The 20,206-nt window shown below is 64.0% G+C and carries 17 protein-coding genes; 8 read left to right on the top strand and 9 right to left on the bottom strand.

Annotated elements, in window-relative coordinates:
- Positions 1-52: 52 nt before the first annotated feature.
- The 3 genes from AB5Y89_RS20235 to AB5Y89_RS20225 all read right to left on the bottom strand — a co-directional run bounded on the left by AB5Y89_RS20235 (position 53) and on the right by AB5Y89_RS20225 (position 3,318).
- Positions 53-1,717, bottom strand: a complete 1,665-nt coding sequence (locus tag AB5Y89_RS20235) for an AMP-binding protein (protein ID WP_325784779.1) — start codon at positions 1,715-1,717, stop codon at positions 53-55.
- A 99-nt stretch (positions 1,718-1,816) separates the two neighbouring features.
- Entirely contained in the window at positions 1,817-2,095 is a 279-nt protein-coding gene (locus AB5Y89_RS20230; protein ID WP_010674457.1) for a YfcL family protein, read from the bottom strand.
- Between the two features lie 107 nt (positions 2,096-2,202).
- Complete coding sequence (locus AB5Y89_RS20225; RefSeq protein ID WP_069652588.1) at positions 2,203-3,318, bottom strand: ATP-NAD kinase family protein; 1,116 nt, start codon at positions 3,316-3,318, stop codon at positions 2,203-2,205.
- Between the two features lie 117 nt (positions 3,319-3,435).
- On the opposite strand from AB5Y89_RS20225, the gene AB5Y89_RS20220 reads away from it, so the two are divergent.
- Entirely contained in the window at positions 3,436-4,158 is a 723-nt protein-coding gene (locus AB5Y89_RS20220) for a TerC family protein (RefSeq protein ID WP_010674455.1), read from the top strand.
- Between the two features lie 86 nt (positions 4,159-4,244).
- Here AB5Y89_RS20220 and aroG read toward each other — a convergent pair whose 3' ends face one another.
- The 5 genes from aroG to AB5Y89_RS20195 form a co-directional block, all read right to left on the bottom strand.
- Positions 4,245-5,300 (bottom strand): 3-deoxy-7-phosphoheptulonate synthase AroG, encoded by a 1,056-nt coding sequence (aroG, locus tag AB5Y89_RS20215; protein WP_041212942.1) that lies wholly within the window; start codon positions 5,298-5,300, stop codon positions 4,245-4,247.
- A 197-nt stretch (positions 5,301-5,497) separates the two neighbouring features.
- Positions 5,498-6,778, bottom strand: coding sequence for a 3-phosphoshikimate 1-carboxyvinyltransferase (gene aroA / locus AB5Y89_RS20210; protein ID WP_041212941.1), 1,281 nt, complete (start codon positions 6,776-6,778; stop codon positions 5,498-5,500).
- A 170-nt stretch (positions 6,779-6,948) separates the two neighbouring features.
- The gene (serC, locus tag AB5Y89_RS20205) at positions 6,949-8,037 is read right to left on the bottom strand and encodes a 3-phosphoserine/phosphohydroxythreonine transaminase (RefSeq protein WP_010674452.1); all 1,089 of its coding nucleotides are present in this window, start codon (positions 8,035-8,037) and stop codon (positions 6,949-6,951) included.
- A 224-nt stretch (positions 8,038-8,261) separates the two neighbouring features.
- Complete coding sequence (locus tag AB5Y89_RS20200; protein WP_104452801.1) at positions 8,262-9,191, bottom strand: electron transfer flavoprotein subunit alpha/FixB family protein; 930 nt, start codon at positions 9,189-9,191, stop codon at positions 8,262-8,264.
- A gap of 103 nt (positions 9,192-9,294) precedes the next feature.
- Positions 9,295-10,044, bottom strand: a complete 750-nt coding sequence (locus tag AB5Y89_RS20195; protein WP_180344810.1) for an electron transfer flavoprotein subunit beta/FixA family protein — start codon at positions 10,042-10,044, stop codon at positions 9,295-9,297.
- A 126-nt stretch (positions 10,045-10,170) separates the two neighbouring features.
- Between AB5Y89_RS20195 and AB5Y89_RS20190 the strand changes: the two genes are divergently transcribed.
- The 3 genes from AB5Y89_RS20190 to AB5Y89_RS20180 all read left to right on the top strand — a co-directional run bounded on the left by AB5Y89_RS20190 (position 10,171) and on the right by AB5Y89_RS20180 (position 13,783).
- Positions 10,171-11,814, top strand: a complete 1,644-nt coding sequence (locus AB5Y89_RS20190; RefSeq protein ID WP_368224372.1) for an electron transfer flavoprotein-ubiquinone oxidoreductase — start codon at positions 10,171-10,173, stop codon at positions 11,812-11,814.
- A 415-nt stretch (positions 11,815-12,229) separates the two neighbouring features.
- Positions 12,230-13,177: a magnesium/cobalt transporter CorA gene (gene corA / locus AB5Y89_RS20185; RefSeq protein WP_005301617.1), complete on the top strand. Its 948-nt coding sequence runs from the start codon at positions 12,230-12,232 to the stop codon at positions 13,175-13,177.
- A gap of 144 nt (positions 13,178-13,321) precedes the next feature.
- Positions 13,322-13,783, top strand: coding sequence for a DUF2919 domain-containing protein (locus AB5Y89_RS20180; RefSeq protein WP_045524977.1), 462 nt, complete (start codon positions 13,322-13,324; stop codon positions 13,781-13,783).
- 9 nt (positions 13,784-13,792) lie between these two features.
- Here AB5Y89_RS20180 and AB5Y89_RS20175 read toward each other — a convergent pair whose 3' ends face one another.
- On the bottom strand, positions 13,793-14,542 hold the full coding sequence (locus AB5Y89_RS20175) for a hypothetical protein (protein ID WP_041212937.1): 750 nt from the start codon (positions 14,540-14,542) through the stop codon (positions 13,793-13,795).
- 215 nt (positions 14,543-14,757) lie between these two features.
- Here AB5Y89_RS20175 and AB5Y89_RS20170 point away from each other — a divergent pair, with 215 nt between their 5' ends.
- The 4 genes from AB5Y89_RS20170 to AB5Y89_RS20155 all read left to right on the top strand — a co-directional run bounded on the left by AB5Y89_RS20170 (position 14,758) and on the right by AB5Y89_RS20155 (position 20,184).
- Entirely contained in the window at positions 14,758-15,993 is a 1,236-nt protein-coding gene (locus tag AB5Y89_RS20170; RefSeq protein WP_368224371.1) for an MFS transporter, read from the top strand.
- A gap of 60 nt (positions 15,994-16,053) precedes the next feature.
- Positions 16,054-18,027 (top strand): siderophore amonabactin TonB-dependent receptor, encoded by a 1,974-nt coding sequence (locus AB5Y89_RS20165; protein ID WP_010674445.1) that lies wholly within the window; start codon positions 16,054-16,056, stop codon positions 18,025-18,027.
- A gap of 78 nt (positions 18,028-18,105) precedes the next feature.
- Positions 18,106-19,122, top strand: a complete 1,017-nt coding sequence (locus AB5Y89_RS20160) for an amonabactin ABC transporter permease subunit 2 (RefSeq protein ID WP_368224370.1) — start codon at positions 18,106-18,108, stop codon at positions 19,120-19,122.
- A gap of 12 nt (positions 19,123-19,134) precedes the next feature.
- Positions 19,135-20,184, top strand: coding sequence for an amonabactin ABC transporter permease subunit 1 (locus AB5Y89_RS20155; RefSeq protein ID WP_103259983.1), 1,050 nt, complete (start codon positions 19,135-19,137; stop codon positions 20,182-20,184).
- Positions 20,185-20,206 lie beyond the last annotated feature (22 nt).

The raw sequence follows: 20,206 nt of genomic DNA, 5'->3' as shown, positions 1-20,206 counted from the left end.
CTGGCTCCCCCGACTGTCATTGATGTGGCCGATATGGCGGCACCGACCCCTGTCAGGACTCCCACAGGATGCGCTGGCTGCCGGACCAGCGCTCGCCGATGTCTGCGTATTTTTGTTCCAGCAGGTGGCGGCGGATCTTCATGGTGGGAGTCAGCACCCCGTTCTCGATGTTCCAGGGGCTCTTGACCACCAGGATGCCCCGCAGGCGAGCGTGGGATTCCAGCTTGTCGTTGACCCGGTTGAGGGCGGCCTCCAGCTGGGCTTCCACCCCGGCCTTGTCCCCCTTCATGGCGCTCTCGGCGAGCTGCACCAGGGCGACCGGCTGCGGCATGCCGTAGCCGATGACGCAGAGCTGCTCGATGATGGGCTCCTGCCCGAGCATCCCCTCGATGGGCACCGGGGCCACGTACTTGCCCTTGGCGGTCTTGAAGACGTCCTTCATGCGGCCGGTGATGGTGAGGTAACCCTCCCGGTCCAGCTTGCCCATGTCACCGGTGTGCAGCCAGCCGTCGGCGTCGATGGCCTCTGCACTGTGCTCGGGATCCTTGTAGTAGCCCACCATCATGCCGTCGCAGCGACAGAGGATCTCCCCCTCGTCGGAGATCTTGATGGTCACCCCGGGCCCGGCCTTGCCGACGGTGCCTATCTTGTCCGCCCGGAACGGGTAGTTGAGGGTGGAGTAGGCGTGGTTCTCGGTCATGCCCCAGGCCTCGGTGATATGGATGCCGATGCTGTGATACCACTCCAGCAGCGCCGGGGCCACCGGCGCAGAGCCGCAGCCCAGCACCCGTGCCTGATCCAGCCCCAGCCCCTTTTGCAGCTTGCTCTTGATGAGGCTGGAGACGAGGGGGATCTTGAGCAGCAGCGCCAGCTTTTTCTGGGGCAGCTTCTCGTGGATCTTGATGCGGAACATGGCCCAGAGCCGCGGCACCGAGATGAAGACGGTGGGACGGCAGCGCTTGACGTCCTCGATGAAGGTGTCGAGGGATTCGGGGAAGGCGATGGTGGCACCGCTGAACAGGCTGCCGCCGTAGATGTAGACCCGCTCGGTGATGTGGGCAAGGGGCAGGTAGGAGAAGCCGCGATCCTCGGCGGTGAGGGAGACCGCCTCTACCAGCTTCTCGCAGGACCAGGCATAGCGCTCCACGCTCAGCATGGCCCCCTTGGGCTTGCCGGTGCTGCCGGAGGTGTAGACCAGGCTCAGCAGGGCATCCGGCGCCTGCACCGGGCTGTCCGGGATGGGGTCGTATTGCGCCAGCAGATCGTCCCACTGGTGGGCGGCCGGCATGGTGTCGTAAGGCAGGGCGATACGCAGCAGATCCCCGGGCACCCCCGCCTCCTGGCTCTTCCAGTCGTCCAGCTTGCCGACGAAGATCGCCCTGGTTTCGCTGTGGCGCAGCACGTATTCGATGGTGTCGACGTTGGCGGTGGGGTAGATGGGCACGCTCACGTATCCCCCCATCTGCATCGCCAGATCGGCAATGAACCACTGGGCGCAGTTCTTGGAGAGCAGCGCCACCTTGTCACCGGGCTCCAGGCCCAGGGCACGCAGTGCCGTCACCATGCGCCGCGCCTCGTCGGCGACCTCACCCCAGGTGAAGTCGACGTATTCGCGGTGGATGGTCTGACGCAGATAGATTCGGTCGGGACACTGCCGCTCCCAGTGATAGAGCATCTCGAGCGGCAGTCTGGTGGCAATGCGTGAGGTGGAGGCCATGGTTTAATCCCTGAAACAAAAGGCGAGCCTCATTATTAACCTTTTGATAACACTCAGGGAAGCAGATTACTTAAACTTGTGTTTGAACTGCGAATGGGATCAAGCTTCCGCCTGGGCCTGCAGACGCTTCCACATCTCCTGTACCAGCACCTCGTCCTGCTCGGAGAGCTCACCCTGCAAGATGGCCTCGTTCAGGCTGCGCAGCACATAGCTCTTGACGTCCCGCACCAGGGTCTTGCCCTCCAGCTCGGCGCGCGCCACCGCAAGGGAGATGTGCCCTCGCAGATAGCCGCCCGCAAACAGCTCGTCTTCGCTGGCCGTGGCGACCATGGCGTCGATCAGTCCCAACAACTTGTGTTCAAAATCGTGAATCGTCATTTAACGCAGCCTCATTTCCGGGGTTGCCGGCAAAAAATTCGGGGAGTGGAACCGCGATCCGGTTGATCGCGGCTCTCTGGCGCCAGGCCAGCCGCATCCTTGATGTCCTATTCCGGGTTGGCCACCGGGTAGATGACCTGATCCTTGTATCCCGTGGTTATGCGCAGATAACCACTCAACGACCGGTTCAGTGCCGGATCGTCGGTGTCCACCAGCAGCGGACGGCCTTCTAGCGCCGCCAGCTTGGCTTTGGTGGCGAGCACCTGGATATGCTCGCGCCCGACGGCCCGGATCACGTCTGGACTCAATTGCTGATTTCCGCGCCCGAACAGATGTCCCTGACCGCCGATCAGGGTGATGATCAGACGGCAGCGACGGCCGCGGATCCGGGTCAGGATCTCGGCGGCGGACAGATCCTGCCCGATAAGCCGGCCATTTTCCACCAGATCCACACCGAGCAAGGTATTTTCCAGACCCAGCTCCCCCATGCAGGCGGCCACCGTGCTCCCCGACCCCATCAGGTAGAGGGTATCGGGCTCCATCTGCTCCACCACACCAGCGGCAAGATCGGCGAGCACCAGCTCCTCGGACTCCCGCCCCCCCTGCTTGACCGCCTGCACGTAGCGCAGATCCCCGGGCACCAGTAGCTGGCCGTAGTGGCGGGCGCGCACCTTGCCGGCGCGAAACGCCTCCTCGTCGATGTCCATCACCTCCGCATCCACCAGGCTCAGAAGCTCCCCTGCGATCATTCTGGCCGCCACCCGGCCGCTCGCCGCCGGCGTCACCCCGTAGACCCCGGAGTGGATCTTGCACCCCGCCGGGATGCCGAGCACATGGCAGGACTCCCCCACCGCCGCGCAGATGTCACGGGCGGTGCCATCGCCACCGGCGAAGAGCAGCAGATCCACCCCGGCATCGCGCAGGGCCAGGGCGGCAGCCCGGGTGTCCTCGGCGCTCGTCTGCGCCCCGGCAGGCCGATGGACGATGCGATGGGGCAACCCCAGCTCGGCGGCGAGGTCGGCCCCCATCTCTTCGGCCACCGTCAGCAGCTCGAAGGGGGTGGTCAGCTCGCACAGGGGCAACAGGGCCTGGCGAGCCCGCTCCCGGGCCTTGGGGACGGCCCCGCGCGCCAGCGCCTCGGCGACCATGCCGTCACTGCCCTTGAGACCGACGGCCCCGCCGATGCCGGCGACGGGGTTGATGATGAGCCCTAATCGAAACATGTTTCCCTCCTGTTGGATCGCCGCCATTTTTATCTTTTCCCGCCACTGGGACAAGCCATGACCCCCTGCTAAAATGCGCGGCTTCTACCTCAATCACTGTTCAACCAAGGTTCAATCATGCTGGAATGGATTGCGGACCCCTCCGCCTGGGTCGCGCTCGCCACCCTGACCCTGCTCGAGATCGTGCTCGGCATCGACAACATCATTTTCATCTCCATCCTGGTGGGTCGTCTGCCGGAAGCCCAGCGCCAGAAAGCGCGCATCCTGGGGCTGGGGCTCGCCATGGGCACCCGCATCCTGCTGCTGCTCTCCTTGGCCTGGGTGATGCGCCTCACCGAGCCCCTCTTCACCGTGCTGGGGGAAGCCATCTCGGGACGAGATCTCATCCTGCTGGTGGGGGGTCTGTTCCTCATCGCCAAGAGCACCCACGAGATCCACCAGAGCCTGGAAGGGGCTGCCGAAGAGGCGGGTGTGGTGAGCAAGACCGCGGGCTTCCTGTCCACTCTGGTGCAGATCGCCATCCTCGACATCATCTTCAGCCTGGACTCCGTCATCACCGCCGTGGGCATGGCGGATCATGTCCCTGTCATGGTGCTGGCCATCATCATCGCCGTCGGCGTCATGATGTTTGCCGCCAAGGCCATCGGCGACTTCGTCGATACCCACCCCACCATCAAGATGCTGGCCCTCTCCTTCCTTATCCTGGTCGGGGTGGCGCTGATGGCCGAAGGGCTGGATCTGCACATTCCCAAGGGTTACATCTACTTCGCCATGGCCTTCTCGCTGGTGGTGGAGATGATCAACATCCGCCTGCGCGGCCACCAGGAGCGGGCCAAGTAAACCGCGACCTGCCGAGAGATGGCCAAACAAAAAGCGCGACCCAGGGTCGCGCTTTTTTATTGCCCCGCCAACGGGACGCCTTGGGCTCAGAGGGCGTTGCGAGCGGCCACGGCGTCCGCCAGGTTGCGCAGCAGTACCTCGGTATCGGCCCAGCCGATGCAGGCGTCGGTGATGCTCTGGCCGAAGGTGAGCTCGCACCCGTCCACCAGATCCTGGCGCCCTTCCACCAGGTGACTCTCCACCATGACGCCGAACACCGCTTTGCTGCCGGCACGCAGCTGACCGGCCACGTCCTCGGCCACCAGCATCTGGTTCTTGAACTGCTTGCTGCTGTTGGCGTGGCTGAAGTCGATCATCACTTTCTGGGGCAGACCGGCCTTGTCCAGACCACTCACCACCTCATCCACGTGACGGGCGCTGTAGTTGGGCTCGCGGCCACCGCGCAGGATGATGTGACAGTCCGGGTTGCCGGCGGTCGAGACGATGGCGGAGTGGCCGTACTTGGTCACCGACAGGAAGTGGTGCGGGGCGCTGGCGGCGCCGATGGCGTCGATGGCCACCTTGATGGTGCCGTCGGTGCCGTTCTTGAAGCCCACCGGGCAGGAGAGACCGGAGGCCAGCTCGCGGTGTACCTGGGATTCGGTGGTACGGGCGCCGATGGCACCCCAGCTCATCAGATCCGCCACGTATTGCGGGGTGATCATGTCGAGGAACTCGGAGGCGGTCGGCAGCCCCATGTCGTTGAGATCCAGCAAGAGCTTGCGACCCAGGCGCAGGCCGTCATTGATCTGGCAGCTGTTGTCGAGGTAGGGATCGTTGATCAGCCCCTTCCAGCCCACTGTGGTACGGGGTTTTTCGAAGTAGACCCGCATCACGATCTCCAGCTGATCTTTCAGCTCGTCGCGCAGCACCTTGAGGCGCTTACCGTATTCCAGGGCGGCGACCGGATCGTGGATGGAGCAGGGGCCGATCACCACCAGCAGGCGATCATCGTCGCCGGCCAGGATGTTGTGGATGGCCTGACGGGATTCAAACACGGTGGCCGAGGCGGTGTCGGTCGCCGGAAACTTCTCAAGCACCGCAACCGGGGGCAATAACTCTTTGATTTCACTGATACGAACGTCGTCGGTTTGATGCTGCATGACCAAGTTTCCTGCTAGATGACTGCGATAAAGAGATCTCAATCTAGCCCTGTGCCGGGTCGGTGTAAATAGAAAATTACATTCTTCGGCAAGGAATTTTATTATCGCACCTTGCAAGTTTGCATAATGCTGCTAGGAGGCATGAAAAAAGCGGGGGGCAGAGATGAAAAGGCCCGCACGAAGCGGGCCGAAAGGGCTCAGGCCTGACTGACGCTGGCCAGCTTGTCGAAGTAGTCTGGGAAGGTCTTGGAGGTGCAACCCGGATCATTGATGGTGACCGGCGTATCGGAGAGTGCCACCAGGGAGAAGCACATGGCGATGCGGTGATCGTTGTAGGTGTCGATGGCCGCGTGGGTCAGCTGTGCGGGCGGGATCACGGTGATGAAGTCGTGCCCCTCCTCCACTTCCACGCCCAGCTTGCGCAGCTCGGTCGCCATGGCGTGCAGGCGGTCGGTCTCCTTCACCCGCCAGTTGTAGATGTTGCGGATGGTGGTGGTGCCCTCGGCAAACAGCGCCGTGGTGGCGATGGTCATGGCCGCATCCGGGATGTGGTTCATGTCCATGTCGATGCCGTGCAACGGCCCCTGCTCGGCCTCGATGAAGTCATCGCCCCAGGTGATGCGGGCCCCCATCTTCTCCAGTACGTCGGCGAAGTGGATGTCCCCCTGGATGCTGTGCTTGCCGATGCCGGTAACCCGCACCTTGCCCTTGATGGCACCCGCCGCGAGGAAGTAGGAGGCGCTGGAGGCATCCCCTTCCACCAGGAAGTCCCCCGGGCTGACATAGGTCTGGTTGCCCTTGATGTAGAACACCTTGTAGTCGTCGTGCTCGATGACCACCCCGAACTGCTTCATGATGTGCAGGGTGATGTCGATGTAGGGCTTGGAGACCAGCTCCCCCTTGATGTGGATGCGGGTGTCGCCGGCCGCCATGGGGGCCGCCATCAAAAACGCCGTCAGGAACTGGCTGGAGACGGAGCCGTCGATGTGGACATCGCCACCCCAGAGCCCCTTGGCATCCACCACCAGGGGCGGATAGCCATCTTTCTTCAGGTACTGGATGTGGGCACCCGCTTCGCGCAGGGCATCCACCAGGTGGCCGATGGGGCGCTCTTCCATGCGCGGCTCGCCGCCCAGGGTGTACTCGCCGGAGCCCAGGCACAGAGCGGCGCACAGGGGGCGCATGGCAGTACCGGCATTGCCGAGGAACAGGTTGACCGGCGCCGAGACCGCGAAGCTGCGACCCAGACCGTGCACGGTGCACTCGGTCTTGTCGGCGGAGAGCTTGTACTTGACGCCGAGCTGGGTCAGCGCCGCCAGCATGTGGCGGATGTCATCGCTGTCGAGCAGGTTGGTCAGCCGGGTGGTGCCCCGGGCCAGAGCCGCCAGCAGCAGAGCCCGGTTAGAGACACTCTTGGAGCCGGGCAGATTAACCACCCCGGCCACGCTAGAAATGGGTTCCAAACGCAACGAATTCATAGACTTCCTGTTCGATCTCAATTAAATCACCTGACCGGACGTTAACAGCCCGCGTCCCCCGCGGCAAGTTCGACAGTGGCACGACCGCGGGAGAGGGCGGCCTGGGTCAGGATGGGTCTGAAAAACAGACGCCGGGGAGTCCCCGGCGTCTGGCAATGGGGAGACACGCCTCAACCGTGGCGTTTGGCAAAGTCATCCATAAAGCTGACCAGGGCCTTGACCCCTTCCAGGGGCATGGCGTTGTAGAGGCTGGCGCGCATGCCACCGACGATGCGGTGTCCCTTGAGGGCCAGCAGACCGGCCGCTTCCGACTCCGCCAGGAACAGCTTGTCCAGGGCCTCGTTTTTCAGCTGGAAGGGCACGTTCATGCGGGAGCGGCAGGCCACATCCACCTTGTTGCCGTAGAAGCTCGACTGATCGAGGTAGCCGTAGAGGAAGTCGGCCTTCTCCTTGTTGCGTGCTTCCATCGCCGCCAGGCCACCCTGCTCCTTGAGCCACTCGAACACCAACCCGGCCAGATACCAGGCGTAGGTGGGGGGCGTGTTGAACATGGAGTCGTTCTTGGCGGTGAGCTGGTAGTCGAAGATGGACGGCACATCGGCGCGGGCCTGGTTCAGCAGGTCATCGCGCACGATGGCGATGGCCAGACCAGAGGGGCCTATGTTCTTCTGGGCACCGGCGTAGAGGATGCCGAAGCGGCTCACGTCGAGGGGACGGGAGAGGATGGTGGAGGAGAGATCCGCCACCAGGGGCACATCGCCGGTTGCCGGGATGTCGAACATCTCGATGCCATCGATGGTTTCGTTCGGGCAGTAGTGCACATAGGCGGCATCGGCGCGAAACGCCGGCGTCGGCAGCAGGTGGGAGACCCCCTGCTCATTCTTGGCCACCCCCTGGAAGGTCTGGATGTCACCGTATTTCTGGGCTTCATCCACGGCGCTCTGGGCCCAGACGCCGGTCACCAGGTAATCCGCCTTCTTGTTGGCGCCACCCAGCAGGTTCATGGGCACGGCGGAGAACTGGCCGCGGCCACCGCCGTGCATGAAGAGCACCTTGTAGTTGTCCGGCACCGCCAGCAGGTCGCGCAGGTCCGCTTCGGCCTTCTCGGCGACCGCCATATAGGGCTTGCCGCGATGGGAAAGCTCCATGACCGAGGCTCCCAGCCCCTGGAAATTACAAAATTCGCGCTGGGCGCGCTCCATGACTTCAACCGGCAACATGGCGGGGCCGGCGCAGAAGTTGTAAATCTGTTTGCTCATGACGCTTTCCGTGAATGGATGTGTGTGATCGGTGACTCGAACGTTTTTACACGACAGCCCCCCGTGGGGGCAAAGGCTTTTTGGGATCCAGCGCAACCTTTTGCCCTGGCGCCACCGGGCACTCATCAGACAAAAGCCCTGAACGGACCAGGGCTTGCAGAGAATATGCATGGAAACGGGGGCGAGACAGCACGGACGGCTTTCTTCGCCCCTTTGTGGCAAATTTACAGCTTGGCGGTGAGCTCCGGCAGCAGGGTGAAGAGATCCCCCACCAGACCGTAGTCCGCCACCTGGAAGATGGGGGCCTCCGCGTCCTTGTTGATGGCGACGATCACCTTGGACTCCTTCATCCCCGCCAGATGCTGGATGGCGCCCGAGATGCCCACCGCGATGTAGAGCTCGGGGGCCACCACCTTGCCGGTCTGCCCCACCTGCAGGTCGTTGGAGACATAACCCGCATCCACGGCGGCCCGCGATGCCCCGACGGCAGCCCCCAGCTTGTCCGCCAGGGCGTCGATGAGGGCAAAGTGCTCTTTCGAGCCGAGTGCCCGCCCGCCGGAGACCACCACCCGGGCCGCCCCGAGCTCGGGTCTGGCGGAGCGCACCGCACGCCGCTCGATGAGCCGGGTACGGCAGCGCACCTCGCCCACCGGCAGCGATTCCATCACGGCACGCTCCTCCCCGGACCCGGCCTTGGCGAACGCGGTGGGCCGCACGGTGAGCACCTTGATGGGGGCGCTGCTCGCCACCCGGGCGATGGCGTTGCCCGCATAGATGGGACGCAGGAAAGTGTCGGGCCCCTCGATGCCGGTCACCTCGGCGATCATCTCCACCCCGAGCCTGGCTGCCACCCGCGGCAGCAGATCCTTGCCCTGGCTGCTGGCCGCCATCAGGCAGTGCTGGTAGTCCCTGGCCACCTCGGCGAGCAGTCTGTCTACCCCGTCGTTGAGCCCCTCCGCCAGCATGGGATGTTCCGCCAGCAGCACCCGGTTTACCCCCGTGAGGGCGGCGGCCTGCTCCCCCGCCTCCGTCAGCCCCTGCCCCAGCAGCAAGAGATGCACCTCGCCCCCCAGGCGCCCCGCCGCCGTGACCAGCTGGGCCAGGTTGTCGGCGATCCGCCCCTGATGATGTTCCGCAATCACAAGTACGCTCATGGCAGCACCTTCATGTCATCCATTGATCCCTTGCTCCCCGGGGCCGCTGCCCCATGCATGGCGCTCACGCCTGCGGGAGGCATCCCTCTCATGCCCCTGCCCATCAGAGCACCCGGGCTTCGTGCTTGAGCTTGTCCAGCAGCTCGTCCACCGAGCCCACCCTGATGCCGGCGCTGCGCACCGGCGGCGCCATCACCCCGAGCTGCCGTGTCTGGTCGGCCGGCACCACCCCGAGGGCGGCGAACGGCTGGCTCTCCAGCGGCTTGCGCTTGGCCTTCATGATGTTGGGGAGGGAGGCGAAACGCGGCTCGTTGAGGCGCAAGTCCACGGTCACCACGGCGGGCAGCGCCATGCCGAGGGTCTCGAGACCACCGTCTATCTCGCGGGTCACCTGCAATTCCCCCTCCACCAGCCTGATGGCGGAAGCGAAGGTGGCAAGCGGCCAGTCATTGAGGGCGGCGAGCATCTGCCCCACCTGGTTGTTGTCGGAATCGATGGACTGTTTGCCGAGCAGCACCAAGTCGGGCTGCTCCTGCCCGCACACCGTTTGCAGGGCCCGGGCCACGGTGAGCGGAGTCAGGGTCTCGCCGGTAACATAGTGCAGCGCCCGATCCGCCCCCAGCGCCAGGGCATGGCGCAACTGCTCGGCCGCCGCCTCGGGGCCGAAGGTCACCACCACCAGCTCGGATGCCACGCCGGCTTCCCGCAGCCTGACCCCCTCCTCCACCGCGATTTCACAAAACGGGTTGATGCCCATCTTCACATTGGCGAGCTCCACATCGGAGCCATCCCCCTTGACCCGGATCCTGACGTTGTAATCAACGACCCGTTTGACTGCGACCAGCAGCTTCATGGCGGTCATCCCTCATACCTGTTGTGTGGGTCCACCTTGTCGTCACTCACTTTTCTGCTGACAAAGTGGTTTACGTTTACGTAAACTACCAGCACTACCCTAGGCCAAGTCGAGCACAGAGGCAAGATGGAACGCGAAGCAATGGAATTTGATGTCGTCATCGTCGGTGGCGGCCCGGCAGGCCTGAGCGCCGCCATCGCATTGAAGCAGCAGGCCCCGGCCCTCTCGGTCTGCCTGCTGGAGAAGGGGGCCGAGATTGGCGCCCACCTCATCTCCGGCGCCCTGTTCGATCCCGTCGCCCTCAGGGAGCTGCTGCCAGAGAGCTGGCAGGAGGCCCCGCTCGGCGTGCCGGTGACGGATGATCAGGTCCATCTGCTGCAAAGCAACAGCCGCTCCCTGCAACTGCCCCACTGGGCGGTGCCACCCCGCATGCACAACGACGGTAGCCACATCATCAGCCTCGGCACCCTCTGCCGCTGGCTCGGCAAGCAGGCCGAGGCCCTCGGTGTCGAGATCTACCCGGGCTTTGCGGCGAGCACCCTCATCGTGGAGGAGGGCCGGGTTCGCGGTGTGGTGACCGGCGATCTTGGTCTCGACAAGGAGGGCAATCCCAAGCCGGATCACGTGCCCGGCATGGCCCTGTATGGCCGCTATACCCTGTTTGCCGAAGGGGCGCGCGGCCACCTCGGCAAACAGCTGATCGCCCGATTCCATCTGGAAAATAGAGCCCAGCCGCAGCATTACGCCATCGGCTTCAAGGAGGTGTGGCAGGTGCCTGCGGGACAATCCCATCCTGGGCGGGTGCTCCATGGCAGCGGCTGGCCCCTTGGCGAGGGAAAGGGCAACAAGAGTCAGGGGGGCTTTTATCTCTATCATCTGGCCCAGGATCAGGTGGCAGTCGGCCTTATCGTCGATCTCAACTACCAGAATCCCTGGCTCAGCCCCTTCGACGAATTCCAGCGTCTCAAGCACCACCCCCTCATCGCGGCAACGTTGCAGGGGGGCGAGCGCATCAGCTACGGCGCACGGGCCATCACCAAGGGGGGCTGGCACTCATTGCCGCGCATGCACTTTCCGGGCGGCCTGCTCATCGGCTGTGATGCGGGCACCCTGGACTTCTCCCGCATCAAGGGGATCCACACCGCCATGAAGTCAGGCATGGTGGCCGCCGCGACGGTCGCCATGGCACTGCGAGGAGGGGATAAAGGGGGACGGGATCTGGCCGAGTTTCAGGACGCGCTGCTGCAAAGCTGGCTGACCCGGGAACTGAAGAGGGCCCGCAACGTTGGGGCCGCACTGCACCGCTTCGGCCCCTGGCTCGGCGGCGCCTTCAACTGGCTGGAGCAGCGACTCTTTGCCTTGACCTCTCCTTTTACTCTGCTGGACAAGGAGCCGGATTACCGCCAGCTGCGCCTGGCCAGCCGTTGCCAGCCCATCGACTACCCCAAACCCGACGGCAAGCTCAGCTTCGACAAGCTCTCCTCCGTCTATCTGGCCAGCACCAGCCACGACGAGGATCAACCCTGTCACCTGACCCTTCAGGACGCGCGCATTCCGGTCGAGGTCAACCTGCCCACCTGGGCCGAACCCGCCCAGCGCTACTGCCCGGCGGGGGTGTTCGAGATCCTCGATGGGGATACCCGGCCAAGGCTGCAGATCAACGCCGCCAACTGCATTCACTGCAAAACCTGCGACATCAAGGATCCCAGCCAGAATATCGTCTGGACGCCGCCCCAGGGCGGCTCGGGCCCCAACTATCCCAATATGTAACAGGCTTGCCCACGCAAACCAGAGCAGATAACAAGGAGACGCAGCCCCGGAACACCGCACGGAGACCGTTTCCTGCGCTTGGCCGGGGGCTGTCGCAGGGCGACCAGCAACCCGTCATTCCCGCCGGTGAGCCCGGGCCCTCCTCCACTCCAGGGCGAACAAAGGAGGCGACGTCGGGATCGCCCGTTTCGAGGTCGGCGTGGCTGATCCGACCTCGCCGCTTTTTTGAGCGAACAGGCTGAACCCCCGATGAATAGGCCCTGACAAGCGGGTCCCGCCCCTGTATAGTTCGCCGCATTCAGGTTGTCCATCGGCCTCGTTATGCTATTTCATGGGATCGCTTTCCGTGCGATCTAAGGCCGCATGAACCTGTGCAACCATCCCTGATTACCCATGACTTCTTAAGGGGGGACAGATGATCACCGCCTACATTCTCAACAACAAGGTGCTGGACATAGTCACGCTCGGGCCGGATGACATCGTTCCCGACAACACCGTCTGGCTGGATGCCTACAAGCCGGACACAGCGGAGCGAGAATGGTTGACGGGCCTGTTCCTGGAGGAGGTGCCGGACAAGGAGGAGCTCGATGACATCGAGGCATCCGCCCGCTTCTACTGGGACACCGACGGTCTGCACATCCACTCCCTGTTTCCCCAGCGCATCGGCCGCGACACCAAGGGTGTGCACGTCTCCTTTACCCTGCGCAACAACCTGCTGATCAGCATTCGCGAGGATGACATCGGCCTGGTGCGTCTGCTGCGCCACTACATGCGCCAGGACAGGCTGGAGGTCGAAGACGCCCTCGACATCCTGCTGGAGGTGCAGAACCTCAAGGTGGAGTATCTCTCAGATCTCATCGAGGATGGGTACAAGACCCTGGAGAACACCGCCGATCAGATCTTCGAGCCGGACCAGATCAACCCCATGCTCAAGGAGCTGATGGCCCAGGAAGAGGCCAACGGCCAGATCCGTCTCTCCCTGCACGATACCCGCCGCGCCCTGCGCTTCCTCAAACGCAGTCTGCGCCAGCGCATGACGGGGGAGCAGAACAAGTGGATCGACGAGATGCTGCACGACGTGGAATCCCTGCTGCCCCATACCCAGTTCCTGTTCGACAAGATCAACTTCCAGCTGGAGGCCTCCATGGGGGTGACCAATCTGGAGCAGAACAAGGTGATCAAGATCTTCTCGGTAGCCGCGGTGATCTTCCTGCCGCCGACGCTCATCGCCAGCATCTACGGCATGAACTTCGGCCGCATGCCGGAGCTCGCCTGGGAATACGGCTATCCCCTCTCCCTGGTGCTGATGGTGATGTCATCGCTGGGCACCGGTCTCTTCTTCAAGCGAAAAGGCTGGCTGTGACGCCGGAACCCGGCAACTAAAGACTGCGGATTGGGGGGCCTGGCCCCCCGATTAATTCCCGGCCGTTGCCGGCCTTGCAATGGCCTGCCCTGTGCCCCATATCCCCTTCATCACTCGCACTGCATGAATGGATACCGGGCCACCATGACCCTCTACCCCGAACACCGTTACGACGATCACGGCCAGTTGCGCCCCCCGCTCTGGTTCTGGCCCATCGCCCTCTTGCTGACCCGCTCGGTCTGGCTGTTTCTGATGGCGGGGGTCACCCGGGAGAGTGGCAGCGCCATCCTGACCCTCTTCTACCCGGACAAGCTCACCCTCTATGTCAGCCTGCTGACGGACGTGCCCGCCATGCTGGCGCTGCTCGCCTGCGGCGGCACCCATCGCCAGACCCACAGTGCCAGAGCCTGGCTCAGACGCCACAGCCGCGCCCTGCTGCTTTGCTCCACCGCGAGCGGCCTGGTGATGCAACTGCACAGCCTCAATCTGCAGCAGTGGTCGTTCAACTGGCCCACCGCCCTGGTGCTCATCGCCAGCCTCTGGGCGCTCTGGTATCTGCTAAGAAGCCGCCAGTTGCGGGATTACGCTCTGGATCAGCCCCACTGACAGGCTGGTTCACTGGCGCGTAACCCGGATCTGCAGAGTCTGGCGTTCGCTGCCGCTGGCCCCGCCCATGCCTGATGGATTGGCGATCGCGGCCTCCCGGCTGCCTTGGGTTGTGGAAAGCTCCCCCACCGTCAGCCACTGGCCCGGGGCGCCGCTCACCTCGGTGGCACTCTGGCCGGTGTGTATGTTGCCCCGCTCCACTCTTGCCTGTTCACTGCTGAGGGCCACCTGCACCCTGTCCCCTATCAGGGTCGCGGTGGCGTAGAGACCGTTCATCAGCGGCATCATGCCCACCACCCTTCCCCCCTGCCACTGGTAAAAGGTGACCGGCTGATAGGACCCCATCTGCAACAACACCGGCCGCCCGGAGAGGCCGCGCACCTGCCAGTTGTCACTCTGGCTGCGTTCATAGTGCCGGGCATCCCCCTCCAGCAGCCACTGCCGTTTGGCATCAAGGCCCAGCCCCACTCCGGCCTGCTGACTGCTGGAGGCGCCATCCACCCGCCACTCGATGAGCAGGCTTTGGGGCGGCTGGTTCACTTGCGCCAGGGTACGCTCGGCCTCCTGCAACTGGGCGGGGGTTCCGCTCAGTACCAGCTGGTTGCCCATGGCGCTCACCCCGAGATCCGGGTAGATCTCCTTGAGCGTCTGCACCGCGGCATCCGCCTCGAATACCGGTATGACCTTCACTTCGGCCCTCAGAGGCAATGCCAGCAACAGGCAGCACCCCAGCCCCCAATACCCTGATCCAGCGCGCATCTTCTCCTCCCGGCGTTCACCGCCACCCTCTCGCTTCCTGCCATCATGGTCCATGGCGCCCCGATTGCAACGGGCCTGGTATGCAACCCCATACAGAGGCACCTGATAAAGACTCGTTAAGATACCAATTAATACAAATAAAAATGGTTATCATTTGTTGTCACAACAAAAACCCTCGGATACAATTCGGACTCATTTTTTCGAGTCAGCCTCTGATGAAGCCAGAATCCGTCGCATCCACCCCTGCCGCCATCCACCTGGCGCTGCTCATCAACATGCTCTCCATGGGCTGCATGATGATGGTGATGCCCCTTGGCCCGGAACTGGTAACCCGCCTGGGGATGCTGCCGGAGCAGACAGGTTACTTCAGCGGCGGCGCCACCCTGGGCGCCGCTCTGCTGGGCCTCCTGGCCGCCCCCTGGCTCGATCGGGTCAACCGCAAACCCGCTCTGCTGGTACTGCTGGTCCTGCGCTTCCTGCTCTTGATGGCTTGCGCCCTGGCCGAGGATAGCCAGACACTGCTGCTGCTTTTCGTCCTGTCCGGCTGCGTGGCCGGCCCCCTGGGGGCCATCCTGATGGCGGCGGTGCTGGATCTGGTACCGCCCGCCGAGCGGGGCCGCCGTCTCGCCTACGTGGGTATGGCGTTTTCCCTGGCCGCCATTCTGATCGTGCCCGCGGCCCTCGTGCTGGCCCAGTGGTCTGGCTGGCAGAGCCCCTTCCTCTTGTTTGGTGCAGGGGGCCTGCTGCTGGCCCTGCTTTGTGCCATCTGGCTGCCGTCCCTGCCGGTCAACCGGGCCCCGGCAGGCCAGGGGATGCGCCAGTTGCTGGGGTCACCACTCTGCCAGGGAGCGCTCTTCATCCTCTGCCTGCAGATGTTCGGCCACTTCCTGCTCATTCCGCACTTTGCCAACTACTTCCAGTTCAACCTGGGTTTCCCGCGCGAGCAGATCGCCAGCCTCTATCTGTGCGGCGGCCTTGCCAGCATGGCCACCATGCGCCTGTGCGGCGGCTGGATCGATCAGGGCCGCGCCCAGGGCGCCATCCTGCTCACCAGCCTGGCCCTGGCCCTGATCACCCTGGTGGGCTTTGCCTTGCCGGCAGGCCTGCCTCTCTATCTGCTGTTCACCCTCTTCATGGCCCTGAGCTCCGCCCGTGCCAGCACCACCCTCGCGGTCACGGCGGCCATTCCGGCCCCCCATCAGCGCGCCGCCTTCATGTCTTTCCAGGGCTCGGTCACCAATGTGGCAGCGGGCCTCGGCAGCCTGCTCTCTGCCAGATATCTGGTCTCCGACGAGGGGGGCGCCCTGCACGGTTTCCCCACCCTGGCCTGGATCAACATTGCGTGCACCCTGGTGGCCTGCGCCGGTGTCTGGTTCCTCATCCGGGGCCTGAATCGCACAAGAGATAACAATAATCCTGCCTCTGGCACCGCCAGACAAGGAAGTCAGTGAGCACCGGATCAGAAGAATCCGGACCCCATAACCTCAGTTATATCCATGGAGTTTTTGACAATGCAGTTGCAGCACGGCCTCTTTAAACTGAACCCCATTCTGCTCTCCCTTGGTCTGCTGGCCGTACCGGGCCTGGCCCAGGCCGAGTCCGTCAAGGCCAACGAGACGGTGGTGGTCACCGCCACCCAGACCAAGCACACCGAGCTGACCGCCCCGGCCAGCGTCTCCGTGGTCACCCGCGCCGATCTGGACAAGATGAACGTCAACAACATCGGCGATGCCCTCAAGCACGTGCCCGGTGTCAACATCATCGGCACCAACCCCACGGGTCGCAACGAGATCAAGATCCGCGGCATGGGCGGTGACTACACCCTGCTGCTGGTCAACGGCAAGCGGGTCAACGCCCGCGAGACCCTGGGCAGCTCCTTTGGCAACGACTTCGACTTAAGCTCCATCCCCATGGCCGCCATCGAGCGCATCGAAGTGATCCGCGGTCCCGTCTCCTCCCTGTACGGGGCCGATGCCCTCGGCGGCGTGGTCAACGTGATCCTGCGCCAGGCCAAGGAGAACACCGAAGCGGCCGTCGGCTACACCCACACCATGCCCACCAAGGGGGATGGCGGGGATGCCAACCAGGGTAGCGCCTTCGTCTCCGGCGCCCTGATCGACAACAAGCTGCTGGGCAGCGTGGTGGTGGAAGGCTATCAGCGGGATCGCTGGAAGAGCGAGCAGTCCAACAACCCGGATGCCGACGCCCTGGAAAAACGGGAAGTGGTCAACGTGCTCTCCAGCCTGAAGTGGCTGGTGGCCGACAACCAGGACATCGACTTCGATCTGGGTTACAACCAGAACGACATGGACAGCTACTTCAACAACGTGCCCCGTGCCCCGACCGCACCGGCCACCCCCCACAACGTGCAGAAACTCGATCGCCTGAGCCTGGGGCTGACCCATAACGGCCGTTGGGAACACTTCGACAGCCGCGCTCGTTACTACTTCGAGCAGACCGATCTGATGGATGACTCCCAGCTCAACGGTGGCGCCGCCGACATCACCCAGACCAACAACACGGTGGATGGCCAGTTGAGCGGCTACCTCGGGGATCACCTGCTGACTTCGGGTGCAGAGTTCCGCAAGACCGAGCTGGAGCACAGCCGCAGCATCCAGAACGGCAGCGTGGATGCGAGCCAGAGCGCCCTCTACCTGCAAGACGAGTTCGGCTTTGGGGATCTGGCCCTGACGCTCTCCGGCCGTCTGGATCACCACGAGACCTATGGCAACGAGTTCAGCCCCCGTGCCTACGCCCTCTACTCCCTGAGTGACGAGTGGGTGATCAAGGGCGGCGCCGGCAAGGCGTTCAAGGCCCCGACCCTGGCCCAGTCCAGCGAAGGATTCGCCACCACCGCCTGCCGCGGCGCCTGCAAGGTGATAGGCAACCCGGATCTGAAGCCGGAAACCTCCGTCAGCTACGAGCTTGGCACCGCCTACAACGCCGATCGCTTCGGCGCAGGCGTGACCGGCTTCCACAACGAGATCGAGGATCTGATCCAGAGCGATCAGTGGGGCCCGGGCTACCGTCCGACCGTCATGACCTACCTCAACGTCAAGAAGGCCCGCATCAAGGGGCTGGAGCTGACCGGCTGGTTCGACGTGCTCGACAACGTGCAGCTGACCGGCAACCTGACCCTGCTGGACTCCGAAGACAAGAGCACGGGTGACGATCTGGCCAAGACCCCGGATCACACCGGCAACATCGGCCTGGACTGGAAGGCGAGCGACGTGGTCAGCGCCAACCTGGCCTGGCAGTATGTCGGCAGCCAGGTGATCAAGGTGCCGGCCCGCAACGCCCAGGCATTCACCTCCAAGCACTACCAGACCCTGGACGTGAACACCAAGTGGACCGTCACGCCGGCCCTGGACTTCAAGCTCGGCATCACCAACCTCACCAACACCCAGCGTGACGAGGTGGCGACCGACGCCGACTTCATCCTGGAAGGTCGCACCGTCTACGCAGGGGTCGATTACAAGCTGTAATCCATCCTGTATGCGGGAGCCCCGGTCGCGGGGCTCCCTTTTTGCGTTTCTGCCTCCCCGAATTCAAGGAGTCATTGAGTGCTCAGATACCAAGCTCGGCTGTTCTGGCTCGGCGTGCTGCTCCTCTTCCTGCTGATTTGTTTGTCACTGGCCACCGGGGCCGGTGTCTATGGTGGCCGCGAGGTCGCTGGTTTCCTGATGGGCGATCCCGCCTTCGTGGCCGATGAAAAGCTCGCCATGATAGTCCATACCCTGCGCCTGCCCCGTACCCTGGCAGCCCTGGTGGTGGGGGCGTCACTCTCCCTGGCGGCTTCCATGCTGCAAAGTGCCACCCGCAACCCTCTGGCCGAACCCGGCCTGCTCGGGGTCAATGCCGGCGCCGTCTTTGCCCTGGTGATCGGCCTCACGTGGTTTGGCGTCGAATCCGCCTACGGGTATCTGCTCTGGTCCGGCATGGGGGCCCTGCTCGGCAACCTCATCGTGCTGGGCCTCGGCCTCATGGTGGGGCGCTCCAACCCCCTCAAGCTCATCCTGGTGGGGGTCGCCCTCTCCGCCACCTTCGGCGGTCTTTCCAACTTCCTGCTGCTCTCCAACCGGGTGGTGCTGGAGCAGTTCCGCTTCTGGAACTTAGGGTCCCTTGCCGCCTCCAGTCTGGAAGCGGTACTCACCGTGGTCCCCTTCGCCCTGGCCGCCCTGCTGCTGACCCTGGCGCTCTGTCGCCCTCTCACCCTGATGCAGATGGGGGATCACCAGTCCAGGGCCCTCGGCATCCGCCCCACCCGGGTGCGGATCGGCGTGCTCTTGGCCGCAACGCTCTTCACCGCCTGCGCCATCGCCATCGCCGGTCCCATCGGCTTTGTCGGCTTCCTCGCCGCCTACTGCGCCCGCCTGGTGGAGCCGGTTCGCCTCGCCATCCAGGTGCGCTTCTCTGCCCTGTTCGGGGTGCTGTTCCTGCTCGGTGCCGATGTGCTGGCCCGTTGGCTGATCCAGCCCTACGAGCTGCCCAACGGCGTCATTCTGGCGCTCATCGGGGCGCCCGTGCTCATCCTGGTGGTGCGCAGCGGCAGCTTCCGCTCCCTGCTGGCCGTCAAATAAGGTGCCACGCCCATGAAGAACTCTCTCTCACTCCCGAGCGGCACCCTCTGCCTTCGCCTTGGCAGCCGCACCCTGTTGCTGCACCGCCGCGCCTGGCTCATCACCCTGGGGCTCCTGGTCGCCCTCACCCTGCTCTCCCTGCTGGCCCTGACCCTGGGTTCCGGCAAGATCACCATGATGGGGGTGATCCAGACCCTGCTCGGGGAGGGAAGCCGACTCGATCAGGTGACCGTCTTCAAGATCCGACTGCCGCGCCTGTTGGCGGTGCTGGTGGCCGGCGCCGCCATGGGACTCTCGGGCTGCCTGGTGCAGACCCTGGTGCGAAACCGCCTCGCCACCCCGGACATGATCGGGGTCAACGAGGGGGCATCCCTTGCCATCATCATCTTCTCTCTCTATCTGACCCTGGGCACCTGGCCCTGGTGGGCCGCCCCCTTCGGCGCCCTGTTTGCCGCCGCCGTGCTCTATGCCCTGTGCAACAAGCCGGGGGAGCAGGGCTACCTGTTCGTGGTGATCGGCATCGGTGTCTCGGAGCTGATGAACGCCCTCGGCCAGTTCGTCATGTCCACTCAGTCCCTGGTGCACCTCACCAGCCTCTATCTGTGGAACATGGGCAACTTCGTCGGTCAGGGCTATGGCACCTTGCTGCCGGTAAGCCTGCTGCTCCTGCTCATCTGTCCCTGGACCGTCTGTCTCTCCCGCTCTCTCGGCGTGCTGCGCCTGGGACCGGTCACCGCCCGAACTCTCGGGGTCAACGTGAACCGGGTGCAGCTCGGGGTGCTGGCCCAGGCCATCATCGTCGCAGCCCTTGGCACCGCCATCGGCGGCCCCGTGGTTTTCATCGCCATGGCGGCCCCCATCCTTGCCTCCTGGCTCAGCCGGGATCGCATCGTGCCGCTCTGGATTGCCGCCCTGTGCGGCGCCCTGATGCTGCTCGCCAGCGACACCCTGGTGCGGGTGCTGGCCAGCCCCCACGAGGTGGCCACCGGCATCATGACCCGCATTCTCGGCGGCCTGCTGCTGCTCTTCATCCTGCTCAAAGATCGCCAGAAGGCCGACTGACCATGGCATTCATCCATTTTCA

The sequence above is a fragment of the Aeromonas sp. s4 genome (genome assembly GCF_040907855.1).
Lineage (GTDB): Bacteria > Pseudomonadota > Gammaproteobacteria > Enterobacterales > Aeromonadaceae > Aeromonas > Aeromonas caviae.
This window is presented reverse-complemented; position numbering and strand designations above follow the sequence as displayed.

Bases quoted from the DNA above. Each gene is read 5' to 3' on its own strand.
- AB5Y89_RS20235 (WP_325784779.1), bottom strand. From the start codon at position 1,717: ATGGCCTCCACCTCACGCATTGCCACCAGACTGCCGCTCGAGATGCTC.
- AB5Y89_RS20230 (WP_010674457.1), bottom strand. From the start codon at position 2,095: ATGACGATTCACGATTTTGAACACAAGTTGTTGGGACTGATCGACGCC.
- AB5Y89_RS20225 (WP_069652588.1), bottom strand. From the start codon at position 3,318: ATGTTTCGATTAGGGCTCATCATCAACCCCGTCGCCGGCATCGGCGGG.
- AB5Y89_RS20220 (WP_010674455.1), top strand. From the start codon at position 3,436: ATGCTGGAATGGATTGCGGACCCCTCCGCCTGGGTCGCGCTCGCCACC.
- aroG (WP_041212942.1), bottom strand. From the start codon at position 5,300: ATGCAGCATCAAACCGACGACGTTCGTATCAGTGAAATCAAAGAGTTA.
- aroA (WP_041212941.1), bottom strand. From the start codon at position 6,778: ATGAATTCGTTGCGTTTGGAACCCATTTCTAGCGTGGCCGGGGTGGTT.
- serC (WP_010674452.1), bottom strand. From the start codon at position 8,037: ATGAGCAAACAGATTTACAACTTCTGCGCCGGCCCCGCCATGTTGCCG.
- AB5Y89_RS20200 (WP_104452801.1), bottom strand. From the start codon at position 9,191: ATGAGCGTACTTGTGATTGCGGAACATCATCAGGGGCGGATCGCCGAC.
- AB5Y89_RS20195 (WP_180344810.1), bottom strand. From the start codon at position 10,044: ATGAAGCTGCTGGTCGCAGTCAAACGGGTCGTTGATTACAACGTCAGG.
- AB5Y89_RS20190 (WP_368224372.1), top strand. From the start codon at position 10,171: ATGGAACGCGAAGCAATGGAATTTGATGTCGTCATCGTCGGTGGCGGC.
- corA (WP_005301617.1), top strand. From the start codon at position 12,230: ATGATCACCGCCTACATTCTCAACAACAAGGTGCTGGACATAGTCACG.
- AB5Y89_RS20180 (WP_045524977.1), top strand. From the start codon at position 13,322: ATGACCCTCTACCCCGAACACCGTTACGACGATCACGGCCAGTTGCGC.
- AB5Y89_RS20175 (WP_041212937.1), bottom strand. From the start codon at position 14,542: ATGCGCGCTGGATCAGGGTATTGGGGGCTGGGGTGCTGCCTGTTGCTG.
- AB5Y89_RS20170 (WP_368224371.1), top strand. From the start codon at position 14,758: ATGAAGCCAGAATCCGTCGCATCCACCCCTGCCGCCATCCACCTGGCG.
- AB5Y89_RS20165 (WP_010674445.1), top strand. From the start codon at position 16,054: ATGCAGTTGCAGCACGGCCTCTTTAAACTGAACCCCATTCTGCTCTCC.
- AB5Y89_RS20155 (WP_103259983.1), top strand. From the start codon at position 19,135: ATGAAGAACTCTCTCTCACTCCCGAGCGGCACCCTCTGCCTTCGCCTT.